This window comes from Burkholderiales bacterium, assembly GCA_015075645.1.
Lineage (GTDB): Bacteria > Pseudomonadota > Gammaproteobacteria > Burkholderiales > Casimicrobiaceae > VBCG01.
Window position 1 is genome coordinate 142,631 of record JABTUF010000003.1, and the last position, 21,954, is coordinate 164,584.

Annotated in this window: 21 protein-coding genes; 10 read left to right on the forward strand and 11 right to left on the reverse strand. The window is 71.3% G+C overall.

Annotation, left to right across the window (positions count from 1 at the left end):
• The first annotated feature begins 23 nt into the window (after positions 1 to 23).
• Entirely contained in the window at positions 24 to 506 is a 483-nt protein-coding gene (locus HS109_07555) for a TRAP transporter small permease (GenBank protein MBE7522225.1), read from the forward strand.
• Positions 503 to 1,789, forward strand: coding sequence for a TRAP transporter large permease (locus HS109_07560; protein MBE7522226.1), 1,287 nt, complete (start codon positions 503 to 505; stop codon positions 1,787 to 1,789). The genes HS109_07555 and HS109_07560 overlap by 4 nt, the downstream gene beginning before the upstream one ends.
• Here HS109_07560 and HS109_07565 read toward each other — a convergent pair.
• Positions 1,752 to 3,479, reverse strand: coding sequence for a tetratricopeptide repeat protein (locus HS109_07565; GenBank protein ID MBE7522227.1), 1,728 nt, complete (start codon positions 3,477 to 3,479; stop codon positions 1,752 to 1,754). The two genes, HS109_07560 and HS109_07565, sit on opposite strands and share 38 nt — an antisense overlap.
• 160 nt (positions 3,480 to 3,639) lie before the next feature.
• Here HS109_07565 and dusA point away from each other — a divergent pair, with 160 nt between their 5' ends.
• The gene (dusA, locus tag HS109_07570; GenBank protein ID MBE7522228.1) at positions 3,640 to 4,626 is read left to right on the forward strand and encodes a tRNA dihydrouridine(20/20a) synthase DusA; all 987 of its coding nucleotides are present in this window, start codon (positions 3,640 to 3,642) and stop codon (positions 4,624 to 4,626) included.
• Between the two features lie 9 nt (positions 4,627 to 4,635).
• Here dusA and HS109_07575 read toward each other — a convergent pair whose 3' ends face one another.
• The 8 genes from HS109_07575 to HS109_07610 all read right to left on the reverse strand — a co-directional run bounded on the left by HS109_07575 (position 4,636) and on the right by HS109_07610 (position 12,682).
• Positions 4,636 to 5,379 (reverse strand): hypothetical protein, encoded by a 744-nt coding sequence (locus tag HS109_07575; protein ID MBE7522229.1) that lies wholly within the window; start codon positions 5,377 to 5,379, stop codon positions 4,636 to 4,638.
• A gap of 9 nt (positions 5,380 to 5,388) precedes the next feature.
• Complete coding sequence (locus HS109_07580; protein MBE7522230.1) at positions 5,389 to 6,363, reverse strand: SDR family oxidoreductase; 975 nt, start codon at positions 6,361 to 6,363, stop codon at positions 5,389 to 5,391.
• A gap of 133 nt (positions 6,364 to 6,496) precedes the next feature.
• Positions 6,497 to 6,997 (reverse strand): thioredoxin family protein, encoded by a 501-nt coding sequence (locus HS109_07585; GenBank protein ID MBE7522231.1) that lies wholly within the window; start codon positions 6,995 to 6,997, stop codon positions 6,497 to 6,499.
• Positions 6,998 to 7,131: 134 nt separating this feature from the next.
• Positions 7,132 to 8,484 carry an aminotransferase class III-fold pyridoxal phosphate-dependent enzyme gene (locus tag HS109_07590; GenBank protein ID MBE7522232.1) on the reverse strand — a complete coding sequence of 451 codons (1,353 nt, stop codon included), beginning with the start codon at positions 8,482 to 8,484 and terminating at the stop codon, positions 7,132 to 7,134.
• Positions 8,485 to 8,508: 24 nt separating this feature from the next.
• On the reverse strand, positions 8,509 to 9,612 hold the full coding sequence (locus HS109_07595) for an ABC transporter ATP-binding protein (GenBank protein ID MBE7522233.1): 1,104 nt from the start codon (positions 9,610 to 9,612) through the stop codon (positions 8,509 to 8,511).
• Between the two features lie 32 nt (positions 9,613 to 9,644).
• Positions 9,645 to 10,433: an ABC transporter permease gene (locus HS109_07600; GenBank protein MBE7522234.1), complete on the reverse strand. Its 789-nt coding sequence runs from the start codon at positions 10,431 to 10,433 to the stop codon at positions 9,645 to 9,647.
• A gap of 44 nt (positions 10,434 to 10,477) precedes the next feature.
• On the reverse strand, positions 10,478 to 11,662 hold the full coding sequence (locus HS109_07605) for an ABC transporter permease (GenBank protein ID MBE7522235.1): 1,185 nt from the start codon (positions 11,660 to 11,662) through the stop codon (positions 10,478 to 10,480).
• A 3-nt stretch (positions 11,663 to 11,665) separates the two neighbouring features.
• Positions 11,666 to 12,682, reverse strand: a complete 1,017-nt coding sequence (locus tag HS109_07610) for an ABC transporter substrate-binding protein (GenBank protein ID MBE7522236.1) — start codon at positions 12,680 to 12,682, stop codon at positions 11,666 to 11,668.
• Positions 12,683 to 12,989: 307 nt separating this feature from the next.
• Between HS109_07610 and HS109_07615 the strand changes: the two genes are divergently transcribed.
• From HS109_07615 to HS109_07645, 7 genes are all read left to right on the forward strand, one after another.
• Complete coding sequence (locus HS109_07615; GenBank protein MBE7522237.1) at positions 12,990 to 14,543, forward strand: aldehyde dehydrogenase; 1,554 nt, start codon at positions 12,990 to 12,992, stop codon at positions 14,541 to 14,543.
• Positions 14,544 to 14,621: 78 nt separating this feature from the next.
• A complete protein-coding gene (locus HS109_07620) occupies positions 14,622 to 15,014 on the forward strand; it encodes a RidA family protein (protein ID MBE7522238.1) in 393 nt (130 codons plus the stop codon).
• Positions 15,015 to 15,237: 223 nt separating this feature from the next.
• The gene (gene hemC / locus HS109_07625; protein ID MBE7522239.1) at positions 15,238 to 16,188 is read left to right on the forward strand and encodes a hydroxymethylbilane synthase; all 951 of its coding nucleotides are present in this window, start codon (positions 15,238 to 15,240) and stop codon (positions 16,186 to 16,188) included.
• Between the two features lie 41 nt (positions 16,189 to 16,229).
• Positions 16,230 to 17,159 (forward strand): hydroxymethylbilane synthase, encoded by a 930-nt coding sequence (hemC, locus tag HS109_07630; protein MBE7522240.1) that lies wholly within the window; start codon positions 16,230 to 16,232, stop codon positions 17,157 to 17,159.
• Complete coding sequence (locus HS109_07635; GenBank protein MBE7522241.1) at positions 17,156 to 17,965, forward strand: uroporphyrinogen-III synthase; 810 nt, start codon at positions 17,156 to 17,158, stop codon at positions 17,963 to 17,965. The genes hemC (HS109_07630) and HS109_07635 overlap by 4 nt, the downstream gene beginning before the upstream one ends.
• Before the next feature lie 2 nt (positions 17,966 to 17,967).
• Positions 17,968 to 18,918 carry a 2-hydroxyacid dehydrogenase gene (locus tag HS109_07640; GenBank protein MBE7522242.1) on the forward strand — a complete coding sequence of 317 codons (951 nt, stop codon included), beginning with the start codon at positions 17,968 to 17,970 and terminating at the stop codon, positions 18,916 to 18,918.
• A 159-nt stretch (positions 18,919 to 19,077) separates the two neighbouring features.
• On the forward strand, positions 19,078 to 20,151 hold the full coding sequence (locus HS109_07645; GenBank protein ID MBE7522243.1) for a Gfo/Idh/MocA family oxidoreductase: 1,074 nt from the start codon (positions 19,078 to 19,080) through the stop codon (positions 20,149 to 20,151).
• A 43-nt stretch (positions 20,152 to 20,194) separates the two neighbouring features.
• Here HS109_07645 and HS109_07650 read toward each other — a convergent pair whose 3' ends face one another.
• On the reverse strand, positions 20,195 to 21,148 hold the full coding sequence (locus tag HS109_07650) for an EamA family transporter (GenBank protein ID MBE7522244.1): 954 nt from the start codon (positions 21,146 to 21,148) through the stop codon (positions 20,195 to 20,197).
• Complete coding sequence (locus HS109_07655) at positions 21,145 to 21,819, reverse strand: hypothetical protein (GenBank protein MBE7522245.1); 675 nt, start codon at positions 21,817 to 21,819, stop codon at positions 21,145 to 21,147. Before HS109_07655 ends, HS109_07650 begins: the two co-directional genes overlap by 4 nt.
• Positions 21,820 to 21,954 lie beyond the last annotated feature (135 nt).

The following is a 21,954-nucleotide window of genomic DNA, read 5'->3' on the forward strand; positions in this document are numbered from 1 at the left end:
ACGCGACGCAAGGAGGAACGAGGATGCCGTCTCGAAGCATCGACCGCGTGGTCGACGGACTCGCCGTCCTCGCGTTCGCCGGGATGTTCGCCTGCGTCTTCGCGCAGGTGGTCTTCCGCTACTTCCTCGACGATCCGCTCGTCTGGAGCGACGAACTCGCGCGCTACCTGTTCGTGTGGGTGTCGTTCCTCGGCTGGATCATCGCCGCGCGCAAGCGCTCGCACCTCGCGATCGACATGGCGCTCGCGCGGCCGGGACCGCGGGGCCGGGCGGCGCTGCGCGGGCTCGGCGCGCTCGCGGCGATCGCCTTCGCGGCGATCCTCGCCTGGCAGGGCTGGCGGATCGCGCTGCGCAACGCCGACGTCGAGACCACCGCTCTCTTCTTCTCGCAGGGCGTGGTCTACGCGATCGTCCCGGTGGCGGCGATCGCGGTCGGGCTCTACGCGCTCGCGGACCTGCGCGGTGCCGCGCGCGCGTGGTGGACGGGCCGGGAGACGCGGGCGTGATCGAGTTGATGCTGGGCATCCTCGCCGCGTGGTTCGTGAGCCTGTTCGCGGGACCGGCGATCTACGCGGCGATGGGGCTCGCCGGCTTCGCGTTCCTCGTGCTGGCAGGCATTCCGGGGATCGTCGTCCCGCAGAAGGTCGCGATGGCGGCGAACTCGTTCCCGCTGCTCGCCGCGCCGCTCTTCATCCTGATGGGCAACCTGATGAACTCGTCGGGGATCAGCGTGCGCATCTTCGAGTTCGCGAAGTGCGTCGTCGGCTGGATGCGCGGAGGGCTGTGCCAGGCGAACATCTTCGGCAGCGTGATCTTCGCGGGCATGAGCGGCTCGGCGGTCGCCGACGCGGCGGGATTGGGCACCGTCGAGATCGAGATGATGAAGAAGGAAGGCTACGACGCCGAGACCGCCGGAGCGATCACCGCGGCCTCCGCGACGATCGGCCCGATCATTCCGCCGTCGCTGCCGATGATCGTGTACGGCGTCACCGCCGAGACGTCGATCGGCGCGCTCTTCCTCGCCGGCGTCGTCCCGGGGCTCGCGATGGCGCTCGCGCTGATGGTGATGGTCCGCCACCTCGCGATCCGCAAGAACCTGCCGCGCCACCCGTTCGAAGGCGGCCGAGTGCTGTGGCTCGCGTTCCGCGGCGCGTTCTGGGCGCTGATGGCGCCGGCCGTGCTGCTCGGCGGCATGTTCTCCGGCATCTTCACGCCGACCGAAGCCGCGGCGGTCGCGGTCGTGTACGCGCTCGTCCTCGGATTGTTCGTCTACCGCGAGTTCGCGCTGAAGGACCTGCCGAAGCTCGTCGTCGACACGGTCGAGACGACCGGCGTCGTGATGGCGCTCGTGATGACCGCGTCGCTGCTCGGCTACTGCATCTCGGTGTCGCGCCTGCCGCAGGAGTTCGGCGCGGCGCTCGCGCACCTCACGACGAACCCGCTCGTCTACCTCCTGATCGTCAACCTGCTGCTGCTCGTCGTCGGCTGTTTCATGGAGGCGCTCGCGGCGATGCTCGTGCTGATCCCGATCCTCGTGCCGCCGGCGCTCGCGCTCGGGATCGATCCGGTCCAGTTCGGGCTGATCTTCGTGCTGAACCTGATGATTGGCACCATCACCCCGCCGGTAGGCGTGGTGCTCTACGTCACGGCGAAGGTCGCGCAGGTGCCGTTCGACCGGATGGCGCGCGCGACCGCGCCCTACCTCGTTCCGCTCGTCGGGGTGCTCGTGCTGTGCACGGTGTGGCCGCCGCTCACGACGTTCCTGCCGAAGGCGCTGCTGGGGCGCTAGGCCCGCCGGCCGCGCGCCAGAGGACGAGGTAACCCGCGACGGGCTCGCCGTGGTCGAGGCGCACCGTGACGTCGTGGCGCTCGGCGAACGCGAACCCGTGTTCGCGCGCCAGGCGTTCGAGATAGGCGAGCGCGTGGGCATAGCGTCCGCTGCGGTTCAGCCGAAATCCGCGTCCGTGCGCCGACGCGTCGCCGTCGGCAGGCAGCGCGTCGCGGGACTCCACCGAGAAGACGGCGAACCCGCCCGGGCGCAGCAGCCTCGCGATCTCCCCGATCGCGTCGTCCAGGCGGCCGACGTAGACGAACACGTCGGCCGCCGTCACGAGGTCGTAGCTCGCATCGGGTTCGCCTCGCATCATCGCGACCAGTTCGCCGGCCTCGAGGCGCGCGTAGCGGCCGGTCTCGCGCGCCTTGGCGATCATCGCCGGCGAGAGGTCGACGCCGACGATGCGCCGCGTGAACGGCTCGATCGCGGCGCCGACGAGTCCGGTGCCGCAGCCGAGGTCGAGCACGTCCCAGCGCCTGCCGGCCGCCGCCGCGTGCGGGGCGAGCATGTCTGCGGCGAGGCGCGGGATGTCGTAGCGGAGCTCCTTCACGAGATGAGCGTCGAAGCGGTCTGCGTACTCGTCGAAGAGGCGTGCGACATAGTGGTCGGGCGCGCGCTCGGTCGTGCCGCCGGTGAGCGAATCGACGAGGTGCCCGACCGGATTGGCCGGGTCGATCGCCAGCACCTCGCGGTACCGTTCGACCGCTCCTGCACGGTCGCCGCGCCGGAAATGCGCGTTGCCCAGGCGCATCAGGAGGTCGATGTCGCCGGGCTTGCGTTCCAGCGCCTCGACGTAGCGGGCAATCGCGCCCTCCGCGTCGCCGCGTTCGAGGAGCACGTTGGCCAGTGCGGTGAGCACGCGCGCGTCACCGGGGGCGAGCGCGTGCGCGCGCCCGGCGGATGCGAGCGCCCGGTCGAGATCGCCCGACGCCTGGTATGCGCCCGCGGCGCCGAGGTGCGCGAGAACGGAGTCCGGCGCCAGGTTCGCTGCACGCTCGTAGTGCGCGCACGCGTCGCCGGTCCGGCCATCCTCGCGCAACGCGTTCGCGAGGTTGACGTGCGCCGCCGCGTGCGACGGATCGATCGCGATCGCCTGCCGGTAGCGTTCGATGGCGTCGGCGCGCCGGCCGAGCTTCGCGAGCGCGATGGCGAGGTTGTAGCAGAGTTCCGCCGATGGCGGTCCAAGCGAGACGGCTTCCTCGTACGCCGCCGCGGCTCGCACGAAGTCGCCGCCGAGGGCGTGCAGGTTGCCGAGGCTCGTGCGAAGGACGGCCGACGACGGGAAGGCCGCGATCCCGTGCGTGGCGGCGTCCCTCGCGCCGGCGGCGTCCCCTTCCTGATGGAGCAGGAAACACAGCTCGTTCCACGCCTCTTCGTCCGGATGTCCGTTTCCGAGCGCGGAACGCAGCGCCTCGATCGCGCCGCGCCGATCTCCGCGCGCGGACAGGATGCTTGCGAGCATGCGCTCGGCGCGCGTTCGTTCCGCAGGAGCCGACGCGGTCGCGATGGCGCGCCGCAACGCCGCCTCGGCCGCTGCGTGCTGCCCGCTCGCGAACGCGGCCTCGGCTTCGCGAACGGCGTCCGCCGCGGCGCCGGGGGAAGACTTGCCGTGCCCGCGAACGAGTGCCTTCAGCCGGTTGAGCATGGTCGAGGAGCGCGCGCTGCCGTTCGATGGCCGAGTCTAGCGCACCGATGACCGGAACACCGGTGACCGTCTGCACTTCCGCTTGCCGCGCGCGATGCACGCCGGACAGTCGTACCGGTGCAACGGTGCGGCCCGCCCCGGCGCCGGTAGAATCGCCGCCATGACGACGGGAGCGCAACCGTGGCGATTCTGCGTGGCGCCGATGATGGACTGGACCGACCGCCACTGCCGCTACTTCCACCGGCGGCTCACCCGGTACGCGCGGCTCTACACCGAGATGATCACCGCGCCTGCGCTCGAGCACGGCGACGTGCCGCGGCACCTCGACTTCGACCCGTCCGAGTCGCCGGTCGCGCTGCAGCTCGGAGGCAGCGATCCGCGGAGCCTCGCGCACGCGGCACGGCTCGGCGAACGCTGGGGCTACGACGAGATCAACCTGAACTGCGGCTGTCCGTCCGAGCGCGTGCAGACCGGCAGCTTCGGCGCCTGCCTGATGGCCGAACCCGAGCTCGTCGCCCGCTGCGTGCGCGCGATGCGTGACGCGGTTGCGCTGCCGGTCAGCGTCAAGCACCGCATCGGCCTCGACGCCAACCGCGACTACGGCTTCGTGCGCGACTTCGTGGGCACGGTCCGCGACGCGGGCTGCGGCACGTTCATCGTGCACGCGCGCAATGCGGTGCTGAAGGGACTGTCGCCGAAGGAGAACCGCGAGGTGCCGCCGTTGCGCTACGAGGTCGTCCATCGGCTGAAGCGCGACTTCCCCGACGCGACGATCGTGCTGAACGGCGGTCTCGCCGACTGGAGGGCGATCGAGGCCGAGCTGGCGTCGGTGGACGGCGTGATGCTCGGGCGCACCGCGTACCACGACCCCTACTTCCTCGCGCAGGTCGATGCGCGGCTCTTCGGCGACGACGCGCCGCCGCCGATGCGCGCGGCGGTCGTCGAGGCGATGCTGCCCTACGTTTCCGCGCAGGCGTCGCGGGGCACGCCGCTACGCGCGATCGCGCGGCACATGCTGGGGCTCTACCACGGGGTCTCCGGCGGGCGCCGCTACCGGCAACTGCTCTCCGACGCGGCGCGCCTGCGCGGAGCCGGTCCCGAACTGCTGCGCGAGGCGCTCGCGACGGTCGAGCCTGCGCTCGCCTGACGCGGGCAGTCATCGGCGGTCGCGCCGCTTGCGCCTGCGGGCGGCCGCCGCGCCGCTCGCGACGTCCATCGGAGCGTGCGGCGCCTTCGATGCGTCCGGGTCGGGCTCCCCCGCAGCGTCGCCGCCGGGCATCAGGCGCAGGAACCGGCCGGGCGCGACCTCGACGAAGATCGAAGTCGCCGCGTAGACGATGACGAGCAGGTGAGGGAGGTAGCGACCGGCGAGCGCCGAGATCGGCGAATAGACGACGAACAGCACGACGATCCAGCGTCCGAACACGAGTCCGAAGCGTTGCTTGAGCCTGAGCTCGTCGGGCGAGCGGACCTCGAGTTCGCGCCACAGGCCGGCGTACGACCAGACGGCGGCGGCGACCTGCCAGGCGGCCCCGCTCAGGAACGCGGGGTCGCGCCACAGCTCGCGAAAGCCCTCGAAGCCGGACATCGCGCCGACGAACAGGAGCGGCATGCCGATCGGCACCGCGACGATCGCGGTGAGGAAGACCGCGACGAGGATCGCACCCGCCTCGCTGTTGATGCGCGAGGCGGTCCCGTCGGACGCTTGCCTTCCGAAGTGCGACGCCAGTCCCGCGAACATCACGGCCATCGCGAGCAGCGTGTCGATGAAGTAGAGCACGAGCACGCTGGCCGCGGACCAGCCGAACGCCAGGATGCCGACGACCGGCACGATGTTGCGCGCGACGACCTGGCCGATCGCGAGCGGGTCGTAGCGACGCGGCGGGTCGATGGCGTCCACGCGCGAGCGCTACCTCGGCATGTCGTGCTCGACGTACTGCCGAACGATCGCCTCGAAATCCGCGTCGGAGCGCATGCCGAGCGCGCGGCCGGCGGTGGTCTCGATGGCGCGCGGCCAGGTGCGCACGATGCGGTCGACGGCCTCGTCGTGGCGGAACACGACGCGATCGGCGACGGCGTCGCCGGCGACCCGGCGCAGGGCGTCGACCATCGCGCCGACCGTGACCGAGATGCCGGGGACGTTCACGCTGTGCCACGCCGGGAGCGCGGAGGCCGGGGCGTCGTAGCCGACGATGAAACTGTCGATCATCGTGCGCGGCGAGACGAGCCACATGCGCGTGTCGCGGCCGACCGGGCAGGGTGCCTCGACGCCCGCGAGCGGCTCGCGGACGATGCCGCTCGCGAACGACGACGCGGCCCGGTTGGGCTTGCCCGGCCGCACGCTGACCGTCGGCAGCCGCAGGCTGCGGCCGTCGATGTAGCCCTTGCGCGCGTAGTCGTGCACCAGGAGCTCGCCGACCACCTTCTGCGCGCCGTAGGACGACTGCGGCATCAGCGCCTGGTCGTCGGGGAGAAGCTCGGGCAACGGGCCGCCGAAGACCGCGCAGGAACTCGCGAACACGAAGCGGGGCGGCGCGGAGAGCGCGCGGCAGCGTTCGAGCAGCACGCGCGTCGCGTCGACGTTCACCCGCCAGCCCAGGTCGAAGTTCGCCTCCGCCTCTCCGGAGACGACGGCCGCGAGATGGAACACGCCGTCGACGCCGCGCTCGAACGCTTCGTCGAGTAGCGCGCGATCCGCGAGGTCGCCGGAGAGCGACGCGATGCGCGGATCGTCGATGCCCGACGCCGGCGCGAGATCGACGAGCGTCAGGCGCGAAAGCTCTCGCGCACGGCCGTCGGCACCCGCGAGCGTACCCCGCGCGAGGAGTGCCGCGGCGAGCTTGCGGCCGAGGAAACCTGCGCCGCCGGTGATGACGAGGTGCATGGTCGCGGATCCGGTCCTGTCGAGGACGGCGCTATCATAGGACAACGGAGGACGTCGCGTCGATCGAGGACGCGATCGACCGCGAAGGCGTCGCGTTCGTCCTCGCGGACGCCGGGCGCCGGCCGGGCCGCGCTCAGCGCCGCAGCGTCGCGAGTCCCTGCTTCAGCGCCGCGTCGAGGTACGCGCCGTAGAAGTCCGCCGTGAGCAGGCCGACCACGGGATCGGCGAGCGCCTTGCCGTCGCTGCCGACGACGACGATGGTCGGCGTGAACTTCGCATCGAAGCGCGAAGCGATCGCGCGGTGGGTCGTCGGGCGACCGTCGAAGCCGACGACCGGGTCGTCGCGGTCGACCTCGACCTGCCGGAACAGCGCGTCGTCGCGCCACGGCGCCTCGCGGCTCATCGGCACCAGGTGTTCGCGCAGCGCGCGCTCGCAGTACGGGCAGTCGTCACGGTCGAAGAGGATCAGGATCGGGATGCGGCGCGCGCGGGCCGTCGCGCCGTCGGCGGCGAGATCGCGCGCCGCGGGGAGGGCGTGGGCGCGCGGTCGCGAGCGTTCCCCACGCGACGGCGCGTCGACGCTCGTGCCCTGCTGCGCTCGCGCGACGCCAACGCCGACGGAGGCGGCGAGCACGACAATCGCCAGCAGCAGTCGCCGCCTCGGCAGCGCTGCGCGTCCCGTCCGCTCCGACTCCATGCTCGATACCTTCCCCCGTGGGGCCGCGACGCTCGGAGATCGCGCCTCGCGCGCGTACCTCCGGACCCCGGTCAGCGACGCCCCGCCCGCTCGGTCTCGACGGCCCGTGACAACGACGGCGCGCAGGCGATGAACGCCGCGTCGATGGCGGCGAGCGTCCGTTCGATATCGACCTCGGTGTGCGCCGCTGACAGGTACATGAGTCCGCGCGGCAGCGGAGCGACACCGTGGCGGATCAGCGACTCGGCAAGCACGAGCGTGCCTTCCCGGCTCGCTCGCGGGAGGTCGGCGAGCGTCGGGATCGTCGTGTCGCCGGCCAGGAGCTGCACGCAGGAACCGATGCGGTTGACCGCGACCGGCGTACCCTGCCGGCGTGCGGCGTCGCGGGCCCGGTCGGCGATCGCCGTCGCGTAGCGCTCCATCCGCGGATAGACATCGGCGCCGTGCTCGCCGAGCCAATCGACGCAGGCGATCGCCGCCGCCGTCGACAACGGGTTGCCGTTGTAGGTGCCCCGCTGCGAAACCGAGCCCGCGACCATCGGTTTCATCATCGACGCCGGACCGGTTACCGCGCTGATCGGCAGGCCGGCGCCCAGGGCCTTGCCCAGCACGGTCAGGTCGGGCGTCACGCCGTGGAGCGCCTGCGCTCCGCCCAGTCCCAGCCGGAATCCGGTGATCACTTCGTCGAAGATCAGCATCGCTCCGCTCGCGCGCGTGAGCGCGCGCGCGCGCTCGAGGAATCCCGCAGGCGGCGCGAAGCAGCCGGCGTTGATCGCGACGGCCTCCATGATCACGGCGGCGACCGGCGAACGCAGCGCGCGCTCGAGCGCGTCGCCGTCGCCCCAGTCGAGCACGACGACGTGCTCGAGCGCGGAGGGATCCTGTCCGCCGGTCGACGGACCGTCGTTGCCCGGCGTGCCGGCCGTGTCGATCGCGTCGGACCAGCCGTGGTAGTGGCAGCGGAACTTCACGACTGGCAGCCGTCCGGTTCCGGCGCGCGCGATCCGGAGCGCGAGCTGGCAGGCTTCGGTGCCGGTCGACAGGAACGCGGACAACCCGGCGCCGGGCACGTGCCGCGCGATCCGCTCGGCGAGATCGACCTCGGCGGCGTGCACGGACCCGCTGCGCAGGCCCGACGCCAGCGCGCGCTCGATGGCGTCGCGAACGACCTTCGGCGTGTGGCCGAGGATCAGCGGACCGTATCCCAGTGCAAAGTCGACGTACTCGTTTCCGTCGACGTCGAAGATGCGGGCGCCTTCGGCGCGGGCGAGCGAGAGCGCGACCGGACGCTGGGATGCCCGGGGCGTGGAAGAGACGCCGCGCGGCAGCACACGCGAAGCCCGCTCGCGATGGGCGAACGAACCGGCGAACGAGCGCGTCCCGGCGCGGGCTGCGCCGTCGTGCGAATCGTGGGCATCGGGCATCGGTACCTCCTCTGGAGCGCGGGGCTATCGCGGATCGGGCGCGACGGCCAGGCACGCGCTGGCGTCCCACGAAATCGTGACGGCGGCGTCGCGGGAGAGTCCCGCCGCCTCTCGGGTTTCGACTTTGACGATGAACGCCGCCGCGCCCCCGACCGCGACTCGGACCTTCGCATGGTCGCCCAGGTAGATCGTTTCGATGACGCTCGCGCTGCGCCGGTTCGCGGCGCCGTCGGCCGCGAAGAGGCGGATCGATTCCGGACGAACCGACAGCACGACGCGGGCACCGGTCACGAGATCGCCGACGGGAGTCGCCGCGAGCGTAGAACCGTCCGCGATCCGGACGCTGCACCCCTCGCCGTCGCGCGCGACGACGGTGCCGTCGAGCCGGTTGCTCTCCCCGACGAACGCGGCGACGAACGCATTGGTCGGTCGCTCGTACAGTTCCGAGGGCGTGGCGAGCTGCTGCACGACGCCCTGGTGAAACACCGCGATCCGGTCGGACATCGTCAGGGCCTCCGACTGGTCGTGCGTCACGTACACGACGGTGAGGCCGAGATTCTCGTGCAGGTGCTTGATCTCGAGCTGCATCTGCTCGCGCAACTGCTTGTCGAGCGCGCCGAGCGGCTCGTCCATCAGCAGGATCCTCGGCTCGTAGATGAGCGCGCGGGCGACGGCCACACGCTGCTGCTGGCCGCCGGACAACTGCGCGGGCCGCCGATCGCCGAGGTCCGGCAGCCGCACCATGTCGAGCGCGCGCCGGACGCGGTCACGGATGCCGGCGCGCGGGGCGCCGTGCATCTGCAGCGGGAAGGCCAGGTTCTCCGCGACCGTCATGTGGGGAAACAGCGCGTAGTTCTGGAACACCATGCCGATGCCCCGCTTGTGCGGGGGCACGTTGTCGATTCGGCGGCCCTCGATCGAGATCGTGCCCCGGGTCGGCTCCTCGAAGCCGGCGAGCATCATGAGCGTCGTCGTCTTGCCGGACCCGGAGGGGCCGAGCAGGGTGAGGAACTCGCCGCGCGCGAGCGCGAGATCGAGGGAGCGCACGACGTCGGTCCGCCCGTCGTAGCTCTTCGAAATGCCGTCGAAACGCACGATCGGCGTGTCTTCCCGCGAAGCGGAGGTCATCGAATGGGAACCGGTCTGGAGGGGCGGGGAGGTCAGCCGCGCTGTTCCGTCGTGGCGGACGGGAGCGCGCGGCCCGTCGCCCGTGCGCGCACCCATTCGTTCAGCGCGAGGAGGACGATCGAGCAGCCGATCAGCAGCACGGCGGCCGCCGCGATCGTCGGGCTCAGGAACTCTCGCAGGCCGGCGAACATCTGGCGCGGCAGCGTGAACTGCGCCGGACTTGCGACGAAGAGGGCGACGACGAGCTCGTCGAATGACGTTGCGAACGCGAACAGCGCGCCGGTCGCGACGCCAGGGGCGATCGAGGGCAACACGACGCGAAGGAAGGCGACGTGCGGCGGGGCGCCCAGCGTCGCGGCGGCGCGCAGCAGATTGCGATCGAAGGTCTGCAACGTCGCGAGGACGGTGATGAGCACGTAGGGCACCGAAAGCACCGTGTGCGCCAGCACGAGTCCGGTCAGCGTGTTGTTGAGGCCGACGAGGGCGAACGCGAAGTAGACGGCCGCGGCCGTGACGACGACCGGCACGACCATCGGGGTCGCCAGGATCCCGACGAGCAGCGCCTTGCCGCGGAAGCGGCCGAGGAAGATGCCCAGCGCACCGAGCGTGCCGAGCGACGTCGCGACGAACGCCGTGGCGATGCCGACGACGAAGCTGTTCCTGGTCGCGAGCAGCCATTGGTCGCTCGTGAAGAAGTCGCGGTACCAGCGGAGCGAGTAGCCGGGGACCGGCAACGTCAGGAGCTCGCCCGACGAGAGCGACAGCGGGAAGACCACCGCGATCGGGGCGACGAGGAACGCCAGCACCGCGAGCGTCGTCATCGCGAGCAGGAATCGCGCCGGTCCCCGTCCCCGCACGCCGTCGCTCACGCCCTGAGCCCCCGGGTGGTCACGCCGGGCAGGGCGTAACGCGCGACGACGACGATCGCGGCCGTCGCCGCGAGCAGGAGCGTCGCGAGCGCGGCCGACATGCCCCAGTTGATCGTGTTGTTCGTGTAGAACGCGATGAACGTGCTCACCATCTGGTCGTCGGGTCCGCCGACCAGCGACGGCGTGATGTAGAAGCCGACCGCGAGCATGAAAACCATCAACGCGGCGGCCGCGACGCCCGGCATCGACAGCGGCAGATAGACGCGCACGAAACGCCGCCACGGTGAAGCGCCCAGCGAGGCCGCCGCGCGCAGGTACGCGGGATCGATCCCCTTCATGACGCTGTAGAGCGGGAGGATCGCGAACGGCAGCAGGACGTGCACCATGGCGACGTACACGGCGAAGCGGTTGAAGATCATCGCGATCGGGGCGTCGACGAGGCCGAGCGCGAGCAGCAATGCGTTCACCGGACCTTCGCGCTGCAGCAGGATGAACCACGCGGTCGTCCGGACGAGAATGGACGTCCAGAACGGAACGAGCACGAGCGTCAGCGCGACGTGCGCCTGACGCTTCGGCAGGCGGGCCATCGTGTACGCCGCCGGATAGGCGATCAGCACGCAGAGGACGGTGACCCAGAGGCTGATCTCGAACGTGCGGCCGAACAGTCGCAGGAAGATCGCTTCGTCCGCGGGCGACTTCGCGATGTCGCCCACCGGCGTGAGCGTCAGGTCGACCGAGCGGAGCAGGTACAGCGCCGTCGTCGGCGACGTGTTGCGCTGGATCAGCCGCCAGACCGACGGATCGGTCCAGCGGGCGTCGAGCCCCGCGAGCGCGTCGCGATACGGAGCGGAGAGACTCCCGTGCGCGCGCGCGGTCTTCAGGAGAAGCGCGCGCAGCCCTGTCTGCTCGAAATTGAGCCGACGCGCGAGCGGACCGATCGTCTGACGCTCCTGCGCCCGCGCGAGTTCGGCGGAGACGGCGGCGAACGCCGCCTCGGAGGGGAGTCCCTCCCGGTTCCACGTCGCGAGCGCCGCCGCGGTGCGCGGCAGCGTTTCCCGGACTTCCGGATTGGCGATCGCGGTGTACAGTGCGACGGCGAGGGGAACGACGAACGTCGCGACGACGAGGAGCGCGAGCGGAGCGATCAGCACCGCCGCCGCGGCGTTCGTCCGTGTCGCCATCGACTACCTGGCGATCCAGGCGTTGAACTTCTTCTCGAGGTCGTCGCCGTTGGCGACCCAGAATTCGGTGTCGATGAAGAGGCCCTGCGACGCGTGCGCGGACAGCATCGCGGGATTCTTCTCGCGGAGTTTCGGATTGGCGGCGGCTTCGGCGTTGGCCGGCGAGACCGCCCAGGTTTCCGACAGCGCCACGAGCGGCTTCGCATCGGTGATCCAGTCGATCATCTTCATGCCCTCCTTCGCGTTCGGCGAGCCCTTGACGACCGACCAGTAGTCGACCGAGTAGAGGAGCGTCTTCCACAGGAGCGGATACTTGGCGCCCCCCTCGATCGCGCGCGCGGTCCGGCCGGTGTAGCCGACGGCGTAGGCGACCTCCCCGCTGCCGACGAGCTGCACCGGCTGGGTGCCGGACTTCCACCACACGATGTCCTTCTTGATCTGGTCGAGCTTGTCGAACGCGCGCTTCTGCCCTTCGGGCGTGGCGAGCACCTTGTAGACGTCGGCGGGCGGGACGCCGTCGGCGAGGAGCGCGATCTCGAGCGTCATCTTGGGTCCGTTGCGGAACGACCGCTTGCCCGGATAGGTCTTCGTGTCCCAGAGCTTGGCGAAGGTGTCCGGTCCGTCCTTGACGCGGTTCTGGTCGTAGAAGAGCGTCACGCCCCAGAGCACCGCGCCCGCCCCGCAGGGCGACGTGCCGCCGCTGATGAACTTGCTCTGCTTGACGACCGACCAGTCGATCTTCTCGAAGACGCCGTCCTCGCATCCGCGGACGAGCTCGGGGGCCTCGACCATCACGACGTCCCAGGTCACGTCCTTCGCCTTGACCATCGAATAGATCTTCGCCATCTCGCCGTTGTAGACGTCGTCCTTCACCGTCTGCCCGGTCGCCTTGGCGTATCCCTGGAACAGATGCGGGCGCGCATTGTCCTGGAAGCCGCCGCCGAATCCGACGATCATCAGGTCGCGCGCGGCGGCCGATGCCGGGAGGGCGATCGCGGCGGCCGCGATCGCGGCGAACATGAGGGGTCTCGACTTCGCAGTGCGCATGAGCATGGACATCGAAGCGTCTCCTGGTTGGAAAGGCACGCGGAACCTTCGCCGCGCTGACGACGCCCCCGGGAGGGCGAGGCCGGCCGTCCGAAGCCCCGTCGCCAGCATACCGACACGCCGGCCGGGTCGACGAGCGACATTGGCGAAGGAGATCGGCCCTCGCGGCCCGGTGCGGGACCCCGCCCGGTCGTCGTCAACGGCGCCGGAGCATTTTTATAGCATCCCAGTGGTGTTAATGTCTATACTCTAATACCAATAAAGCGGTCCGCCTGCGCCGATGACGACCCACGACACCACCAGGATCGAACCCTTCCCCGCCGGCCTGCCTGCGACCCCGCGCGCGCCCGACGGGCTCTATCACTACCGTCACCATATCGACGGTCGTTTCGTCGACCCGGTCGAAGGAAGGTGGATGGTCACCGAGGATCCGGTCGCAGGCGAGCCCTGGGCGCGGGTGCCGCGCGGGACGGCCGCCGACGCCGACGCGGCGGTCCTGGCGGCCCGACGCGCACTCACCTCCGGCGCCTGGCCGGCGTTGACCGCCTCGCTGCGCGGTGCGTTGCTGCATCGTCTGGGCGACCAGATCTCGGCCCACGGCGAGTGGCTCGCGCGGGTGGAGATGAAGGACAACGGGAAGCTGTACGCCGAACTCGCCATGCAGATGCGCTACATGGCGAACTACTACTACTACTACGGTGGTCTCGCCGACAAGGTCGAAGGCACGGTGATCCCGAGCGACAAGCCGGGGGTGTTCAATTACACGAAGCTCGAGCCGTCCGGGGTGGTCGTCTGCATCATGCCGTGGAACTCCCCGTTGCCGCTCACGAGCCTCAAGCTCGCGCCGGCGCTCGCCGCGGGATGCACGGTCGTTCTGAAGCCCTCCGAATTCACGTCGGCGTCGCTGCTCGAGTTCGTCAAGCTCGTCGAAGCCGCGGGTTTCCCGCCCGGGGTCGTGAACGTGGTCACCGGTTTCGGCACGGAGATCGGCGACGCGCTCGTCACGCACCGGGACGTCGACCGGATCGCCTTCACCGGTGGACCCGAAGCGGGTTGCGCGATCGCCGAGAAGGCCGCGCGGCACATGAAGCGGGTCACGATGGAACTGGGGGGCAAGTCGCCGAACATCGTGTTCGACGACGCGAACCCGGACGACGCGGTCAAGGGTGTGGTGGCGGGCATCTTCGCGGCCTCGGGCCAGTCTTGCGTGGCCGGTTCGCGTCTGCTGGTGCAGAACACGATCCGCGACGCGTTCGTGCGCCGGCTCGTCGATTTCGTGTCGGACGCCCGTTTCGGACATCCGGCGGACCCGGAGACGCAGATCGCGCCGATCTCGACCAAGCCGCAGATGGAGAAGATCGAGCGCTATGTCGCGATCGCCCGGGACGAGGGCGCGCGCCTGGTCTGCGGCGGGGAGCGCGCGAGCGTGCCGGGCTGGCCGGAGGGCCTGTTCTACAAGCCGACGATCTTCGTCGACGTCACCAGCGGCATGCGCATCGCGCGGGAGGAGGTCTTCGGCCCGGTCCTCGCCGTGATCGGGTTCGACACCGAGGACGAGGCGGTCGCGATCGCGAACGACACGCGATTCGGGCTCGCTGCGGGCGTGTGGACGACGTCGATGCGTCGGGCGCTCACGATGGCCGATCGCGTGCGCGCGGGCACCGTCTGGATCAACAATTACCGGATGACGAGCACGACGTCGCCGTTCGGTGGATTCAAGATGAGCGGACACGGGCGCGAGGGCGGTCTCGCCGGCATCCGGGAATTCCTGGAAACGAAGAGCGTCTGGGTGTCGACTGCGACCGAGTTCCCCAATCCCTTCGTGCGCCGCTGATGACGGAAACGCCGGCGCGCGAGACGTTGCGGCGGGCGGAGGCGATGCCTTGGCTCGCGCGCAGAAAGCGAGTCATCGATGGACCGCCGACCGATCGTTCCCGAGTCGATGCGCGCGATACCGCGGACGCGCGGCTACCTGCCGGGCCTCGTCGCCGGCGGCTTCCTCTTCGCGGCCGGACAGGTCGGACGCACGCCGGACCTCGAGGTCATCGCTGACCCGGAGGCTCAGTTCGTCGCCTGTTTCGAGAACCTGCGCCTCGTGCTCGCCGAGGCGGGCTGCGGCTTCGGAGACATCGTCGACCTGACCACCTACCACGTCGACCTCGCGTCGCACTGGCCGCTGTTCCGCGCGGTCAAGGATCGGTACGTCGCCGACGCGCGGTTTCCGCTGACCTGCGTCGGCGTGGCCGCGCTCGCGGTCCCCGGACTCCTGCTCGAGGTGAAAGCGATCGCGCGCGTTTCCGCGTGACGCGCGTCGCGACGCGCGCGACCGACCGGCAGGGCGCGTTCGCGGCGGCCCCCGCTTCGATCGCCGCGAATGCAACACGGGCGTCCGCCCGACGACGGGGGCGTCGGTCCGCGGTCGATCGCGTGCGCCCTGCCCGTGCTCCGGAGCGCCGGTTCGGGAGTGCTAGAATCTGCGGCCGTCCGGAGGCAGGCAGCCGCGGGCGCCGGCCCACGACAACGCGACGATGGCTCTCCCCACCCCCCCCCGACAGCTGCTGGTCGCGTTGCGCAAGTCGGCGTTGTCGCTGTGCCATGCGCAGTACATCCGCGACCGGCTCCTCGCGATCTATCCGGATTGCGCCGTGACGCTGCGCGGCATCACCACGCAGGGCGACCGCGTCCTCGACCAGGCGCTCGCCGCGATCGGCGGCAAGGGCCTGTTCATTCAGGAAATCGAGACCGCAATGCTCGAGGGACGCGCGGATTTCGCCGTCCATTCGCTGAAAGACATGCCGATGGAGATGGCGCCCGGCTTCACGATCGCCGCGGTGCCGGTTCGCGAGGATCCGCGCGACGCGCTGGTGTGCAACGCCTGGCCGTCGATCGACGCGCTGCCCGACGGCGCGGTCGTCGGCACCTCGAGCCTGCGCCGCGAGGCGCAGTTGCGCGATCGCAAGCCGACCCTCAGGGTGAAGCTCCTGCGTGGCAACGTGAACACACGTGTGCAGAAGCTCGACGAGGGTCAGTACGACGCGATGGTCCTCGCGGCGGCCGGCCTCAATCGTCTCGAGCAGGGCCACCGCGTTTCCGCGCTGCTCGACCCGGCGGAGTTCCTGCCGGCGGTCGGGCAGGGTGCGCTCGCCCTCGAGTGCCCGAGCGCTCGCACCGACGTCATCGAGTGGCTGCAGCCGCTGGTCCACCGGCCGACCTTGCTGGCGATCACCGCCGAGCGGGCGTTCTCGCGCGCGCTCTCCGGCAGTTGCCACACGCCGATCGGCGGCTTCGCGACGTTCCGCGAGGACGGGCTGTGGTTGCGCGGACTGATCGCCTCGCGCGACGGTACCGACATCCTGCGCGGCGAACGCACCGCCCGCATCGACCCCGAGACCGGTGAGACCTCGGACGCCGAGACGCTCGGGCGCGCGCTGGCCGACGAGTTCCTCGCTCGCGGCGCGAGTCGCTTCATCGCCGCGTAGCCGGTCGCGCCCCGGAGGTTGCGCGTTTCGATCACGGACCGATGATCTCGCCTCCCGTGCCGCGCCGGCTCACGCTGGTGGCCCCTGCTACCGCGCTCGCCGGCGCGCAGGTCGATCGCGTCCGGGCGCGGCTCGCGGGATTGCTGCCGCATACCCATGTCGACATCCTGCGCGTCGGCTCGGGCTCGACGCAGCGGCGTCCGACGCATCGGGCCCTCGGTTGTCGTGGATGCCCGACTCCGACGGAGGACGCGCTGACGGAAGGTCGCGCCGACGTCGCCGTTCGCTCGTTGAAGGACGTGCCGGCGCGCCTGCCCGGGATTTTCGCGATCGCCGCGATCGGCGCGCGCGATGACCCGCGCGACGCGTGGGTGTCCTCCGGTGGCGTGCGCGTCGACGAGTTCGGCGAAGGTGTCGTGGGCACGTCGAGCCTTCGCCGCCGGGCGCAGTTGCACGATCGCGCGCCGACGATCGTGGTCGAACCGCTGGTCGGAGACATCGGCACGAGAATCGCAGCGCTCGACTCGGGTCGATGCCAGGCGATCGTGGCCGCCGTGGCCGGCATGCGGCCGCTGGGCTACGCCGATCGAATCACCGAGCTCCTCGACCCTTCGGAGAGTTTGCCCGCGACCGGGCAGGGCGCGGTCGCGCTCTTGTGCCGCGCCGACCGACCGGACCTGATCGATCTGCTCGCGCCGTTCCGCGACATCGCGACGACGTTCGCGACGGCCGCCGAACGTGCGTGCGAGCGCGCGCTCCCGGGCGGTCGGCGGACCGCCATCGCCGCGCACGCGGTGTGGGTCGGGGAGGTTCTGTGGCTGCGTGCTCTGGTCGCGAGCGCCGATGGTCGCGACGTTCTGCGTGCCGAGGACGAAGCCGTCGTCGAAGACCACGGGACCGCCGACGCGCTCGGACTCGCCGTCGCCGACCGGCTGCTCGCACGCGGGGCGGCGCGGCTCCTCGCGGGATGAACGCGGTCACGCGGAACACGCGGGCGGCCGGGGGTCCGCTGTCCGGGCTCGGCATCGTCGTGACGCGGCCCGCGCGGCAGGCGGGCGCGTTCGCGCAGAAGCTCGCCTCGCTCGGCGCGAACCCGATCGCGTGGCCCGCGATCGTCATCCTGCCGCCCGACGATCGCGGCGCGCTCGATCGCGCCCACGCGGCGCTCGCGTCGTTCGATCTCGCGTTCTTCGTGTCGGCGAACGCGGCGGAGTTCGGCGCGCCCCCGCCCGGGCGCTGGCCGCGCAACCTGCAGGCGTATGCGCCGGGTCCCGGCACCGCGGAGGCGCTCGCGGGCGTGGGCGTGCCCGACGTGCGCATTCCGCCGGACCGTTACGACAGCGAGGGGCTCCTCGCGCTCCCGGAACTCGCCGACCTGCGCGGGAGGCGCGCGGTCCTCTTTCGCGGGCAGGGCGGCCGCGAACTCCTCGCGGAGACGCTCGCTGCGCGGGGCGCCAGCGTGACGACGGTGGCCTGCTATCGGCGCGCGGCTCCGACGGGCGGTGTCGCGGCGGTCCTCGACGCGATCGACGGCGGACGCGCGCACGCGTTGACGCTCACGTCCTCCGAAGGCGTCGACAATCTGCTGCGCGCGGCCGGCGAGGCGGGCCGCGCGCGTCTCGCGCGCCTGCCCGCGTTCGCGCCGCACGAACGCATCGCGATGCACGCGCGCGCCGCCGGCCTCGACGCGCGGCTCACGCCCGGTTCCGACGCGGGACTGATCGCCGGATTGCTAGAATGGGCCCGCACCCGAACGACGAACGACAGGACAGGATGACCATGAGCATGCCGGAGGTGATCGTCACCGCGCCGTTGCCGCCGTTCCTCTACGAACCGCTGCGGCGCGACTACCGCTGCCACGATTACGTGCAGGCGGCGGACCGGGCGGCGCTCCTGCGCGCTCATGCCGGCCGCATCAGGGGCCTGGTGCAGGGCGGGGGCACGGTGACACCGACCGAACTCCTGGACGCACTGCCGCAGCTCGAGATCATCTCGGTGTTCGGCGTGGGCTACGACGGCGTGCCGATCGACTACTGCCGCAAGCGCGGCATCAAGGTGACCAACACACCCGACGTCCTGACCGACGACGTCGCCGACGTCGCGGTCGGCCTCGTTCTGATGACCGGTCGGGGCTTCGCGAAGGCCGAACGGTTCGTCCGATCCGGCGCGTGGGAGAAGTCCGGGCCGGAACTCACGACGCGCCTGGGCGGCAGGAAGGCCGGGATCCTCGGCCTCGGGCGCATCGGCAAGGCGATCGCGCTGCGCCTCGAGGCGATGGGCATGCTGATCGCGTATACCGGCCGCAACGCGCAGGCGGGCGTGCACTACCGGTTCGTGCCCGACCTGAAGGCGCTCGCGGCGGAGTCCGACTTCCTCGTCGTCGCGTGTCCGGGCGGGCCGGCGACGAAGAACCTCGTCGATGCCGGCGTGCTCGCGGCGCTGGGCAGCAAGGGCACGATCGTCAACATCGCGCGCGGCTCGATCATCGACGAGCCGGCGCTGGTGGCCGCGCTGGAACGGGGCACGATCAAGGCGGCGGGGCTCGACGTGTTCGCCGACGAGCCGCACGTGCCGAAGGCGCTCCTCGCGATGGAGAACGTCGTGCTGCTGCCGCACGTGGGCAGCGCGACGCGGGAGACGCGCCAGGCGATGGGCGACCTCTGCAAGGCGAACCTCGACGCGTGGTTCGCGCACCGCCCGCTGCCGACGCTGATTCCCGAACTCGCGTGAGCGCGTTCAGGATTCAGTTGACAGTTGACAGTTGACAGTGGCGGGGGAGTCTCCGGCGGCGGCGCATCGAGCGCCGCTCCGCTGTCCTCGTGGGTCAGGCTTCAGCCTGACGCCCTACGATTCGGCAGAACCCGTCAGGCCTGACCCACGGGAGAGAGCATGGCGAAGCTGCGCGTCGGCGTGATCGGGGCGGGCCTGATCGGGCGGCGCCACATCGCGACGCTCGTCGCATCTCCCGACGCGGAACTGTGCGCGGTCGCCGACACGCTCCCGCGCGACGACCCGGCGGTCGCGACGCTGCCGGTCCCGGTCTTCGCCTCGCACCGGGCGCTGCTCGACACGGCGAAACCGGACGCGGTCATCATCGCGGCGCCGAACCGCCTGCACGTTCCGATCGGCGTCGACTGCGCGCGCGCGGGCGTGCACATGCTCGTCGAGAAGCCGATCGCCGACACGGTCGGCGACGCCTGCGTGCTGCTGCGCGAGGCGAAGCACGCCGGCGTCGTGCTGCTGGTCGGGCACCACCGCCGCCATCACGTGCAGGCGCAGGAGGCGCGACGGATCGTCGCCGACGGCGTGCTGGGCCGCGTCGCCGGCGCGACGCTGCTGTGGGCGACGCGCAAGCCCGATGCCTATTTCGACGCGGCCTGGCGGCGCACGGCGGGCGGTGGCCCGGTGCTCATCAACCTGATCCACGAGGTCGACATGCTGCGCTTCCTCGTCGGCGAGGTCACGAGCGTCCAGGGACGCACGAGCCGCGCGATCCGCGCGTTCGAGGTCGAGGACACGGCGGCCGCGGTGCTGACCTTCGCGAACGGCGCGCTCGGTACGATCCTCGCGAGCGACGTGGCGGCGAGCCCGTGGACGATCGAGCAGGGCCTGGGCGAGAGCCCGAGCTTCCCGTGGTCGGGCGAGAACAGCACCCGGATCGTCGGCACCGGCGGAGCGCTCGAATTCCCGGCGCTTCGCGTCTGGCGCTACCGCGATCCGGCGACCGGCGACTGGAACCAGCCGATCGCCTCGACGCCGATCAAGAGCTTCGATCGCGATCCCTACTTCGAGCAGGTACGACACCTGCGCGCGGCGATCGAAGGACGCGAGGTGCCGCTCGCCTCCGGTGCGGACGGCGCGCGCACGCTCGCGGCGACGCTCGCGATCTCGACGTCGTCGGAACGCGGAGCACCGGTCGACCTCGCGCACGACCACGACGCGATCGACGAGGCGGTGGCGTAGGGCGATTCGGGCTGCCGATCGGGGCGGCTCCCCGCGGCGACGCTCAATCCGCCGGCGTCAACGGCGCCGGTTTCGGCACGGTCCGCGCCGGCCAGAGCACCGCGACGAGCGAGGCGACCACGAAGCCGAGCGCGAGCCACTCGGCCGTGCCCGGGCGTTCACCCAGGACGATCATCCCGGCGAACACGCCGACGACCGGCACCGGCAGCGACGCCAGTCCCGACACGGCGACCGGGAGCGTGCGTGCGAGGGTGAACCACGCCCAGTGCGCGAGCGTTCCGGCAAGCACGATGTTGTAGGCGATGGCGAGCCAGGCCAGGTGCGACGCGTTCGCGACGCGCGCGACGACGCCGGCGTCGTCGAGGAAGGGCGCCGCGACGGCGAGCGGCAACCAGCCCCCGAGCATCATCCAGCCCGAAAGCGCGTTCTGCGCGATCGGCGGCTTCCACTTGCGCAGCAGCACGGTGCCGATCGACCACAGGATCGCGGCCCCGAGGATCATGCCCGCGCCGAACGGGCTGCGCCGGAGCAGCGCGAAGTCCTCGCCCAGCAGCAGCGCCATGCCGATCATGCCCAGCACGAGGCCGATCGCCTTGCGCCTGCCGAGCGGCTCGTGCAGCACCATCAGCGCGACGAGCGTCGCCCACACCGGCATCGTGTAGGCGATGATCGCGCTGCGGCCCGCCGGGAGCAGTTGCACGCCGAAGAGCACGAGCCCGTTCCATCCGGCGATGTTGAAGAACGCGAGCACCGCGACGCGGCCCCACCAGTCGCGCGGGATCGCGATCGACTCGCCCGACGCGCGCGCGACCGCGAGCATCCCGAGCGCGGCGAACGGGAGCGTGACGGCGCGGAAGGTGAGCGGGGGGATCTCGGTGACGCCGAGCTTCAGCACCGGCCAGTTGCAGCCCCAGATGAGCGCGAGGACCGCCATCGGCACGAAGGCGTGCGACAGCGCATGCCCGACCGCGTGCGGGGTGTCGACCGGCCGGGTCACGCGCGCTCGCCGTACTTGCTCTGGTGCAGCGCGCGCGCCTGCACCACCCAGCCGTCGCGGCGGATGCGTCCGGGGAACTCCGCGAGCTTCGCGTCGAACTCGTCGATGTCGCGCTCCGACCAGCGCGCGATCTGGCGGAAGGTCGTGACGCCCAGTTGCTGCAGCATGCGCTCGAGCATCGGACCCACGCCGACGATGAGCTTGAGGTCGTCCGGCGCGCCGGGGCCGCCGAGGATCGACGGCGGCGCGTTGGTCTCGAAGTCGACGACGAGCCGCCGGTAGCGCGCGGTCTCGCCGCGGGCGTCCGCGAGGTCGGAGAAGAGCGCGCGGCGATCGCGCGCGAATGCCTCGAACTGGACGCGCGAGGCGCGCTCGTCGGCGAGCGCGGACGTCGTCCGCGCGCATTCCGCCTCCCAGGCGACGACGAGCCGCGATCGTTCCGTGTCGATGGGATCCGGCGGCCCGCCCGGTGCCGACGGCGCGGACTCGGGCACGGACGCCGGCGGCGCCGACGCGGGGGGTGAACGTGGAGACGCATCCTGCAGCGCCGCGCTCGAGAACGGCGGCGGCGGCGCGTTCGCCTCGCGGCGGCCGGCGATGCGGCCCGCGCGGTACGCGAACACGATGCCGATCGCGAGCGCGATCAGCGCGATCAACGTGAGTCCGTTCACGGGGAGCGATGCGGCGCGCGGGACGCTCGCGCAGGGAGCATTGTAATCCCGAACACCCTGCTGCCGGGGCTCGGCGGGCGCCCCCCGCTGCTAGAATTGCGCGGTGAACACGCCGGCTGACCGCGTCGATCGCGC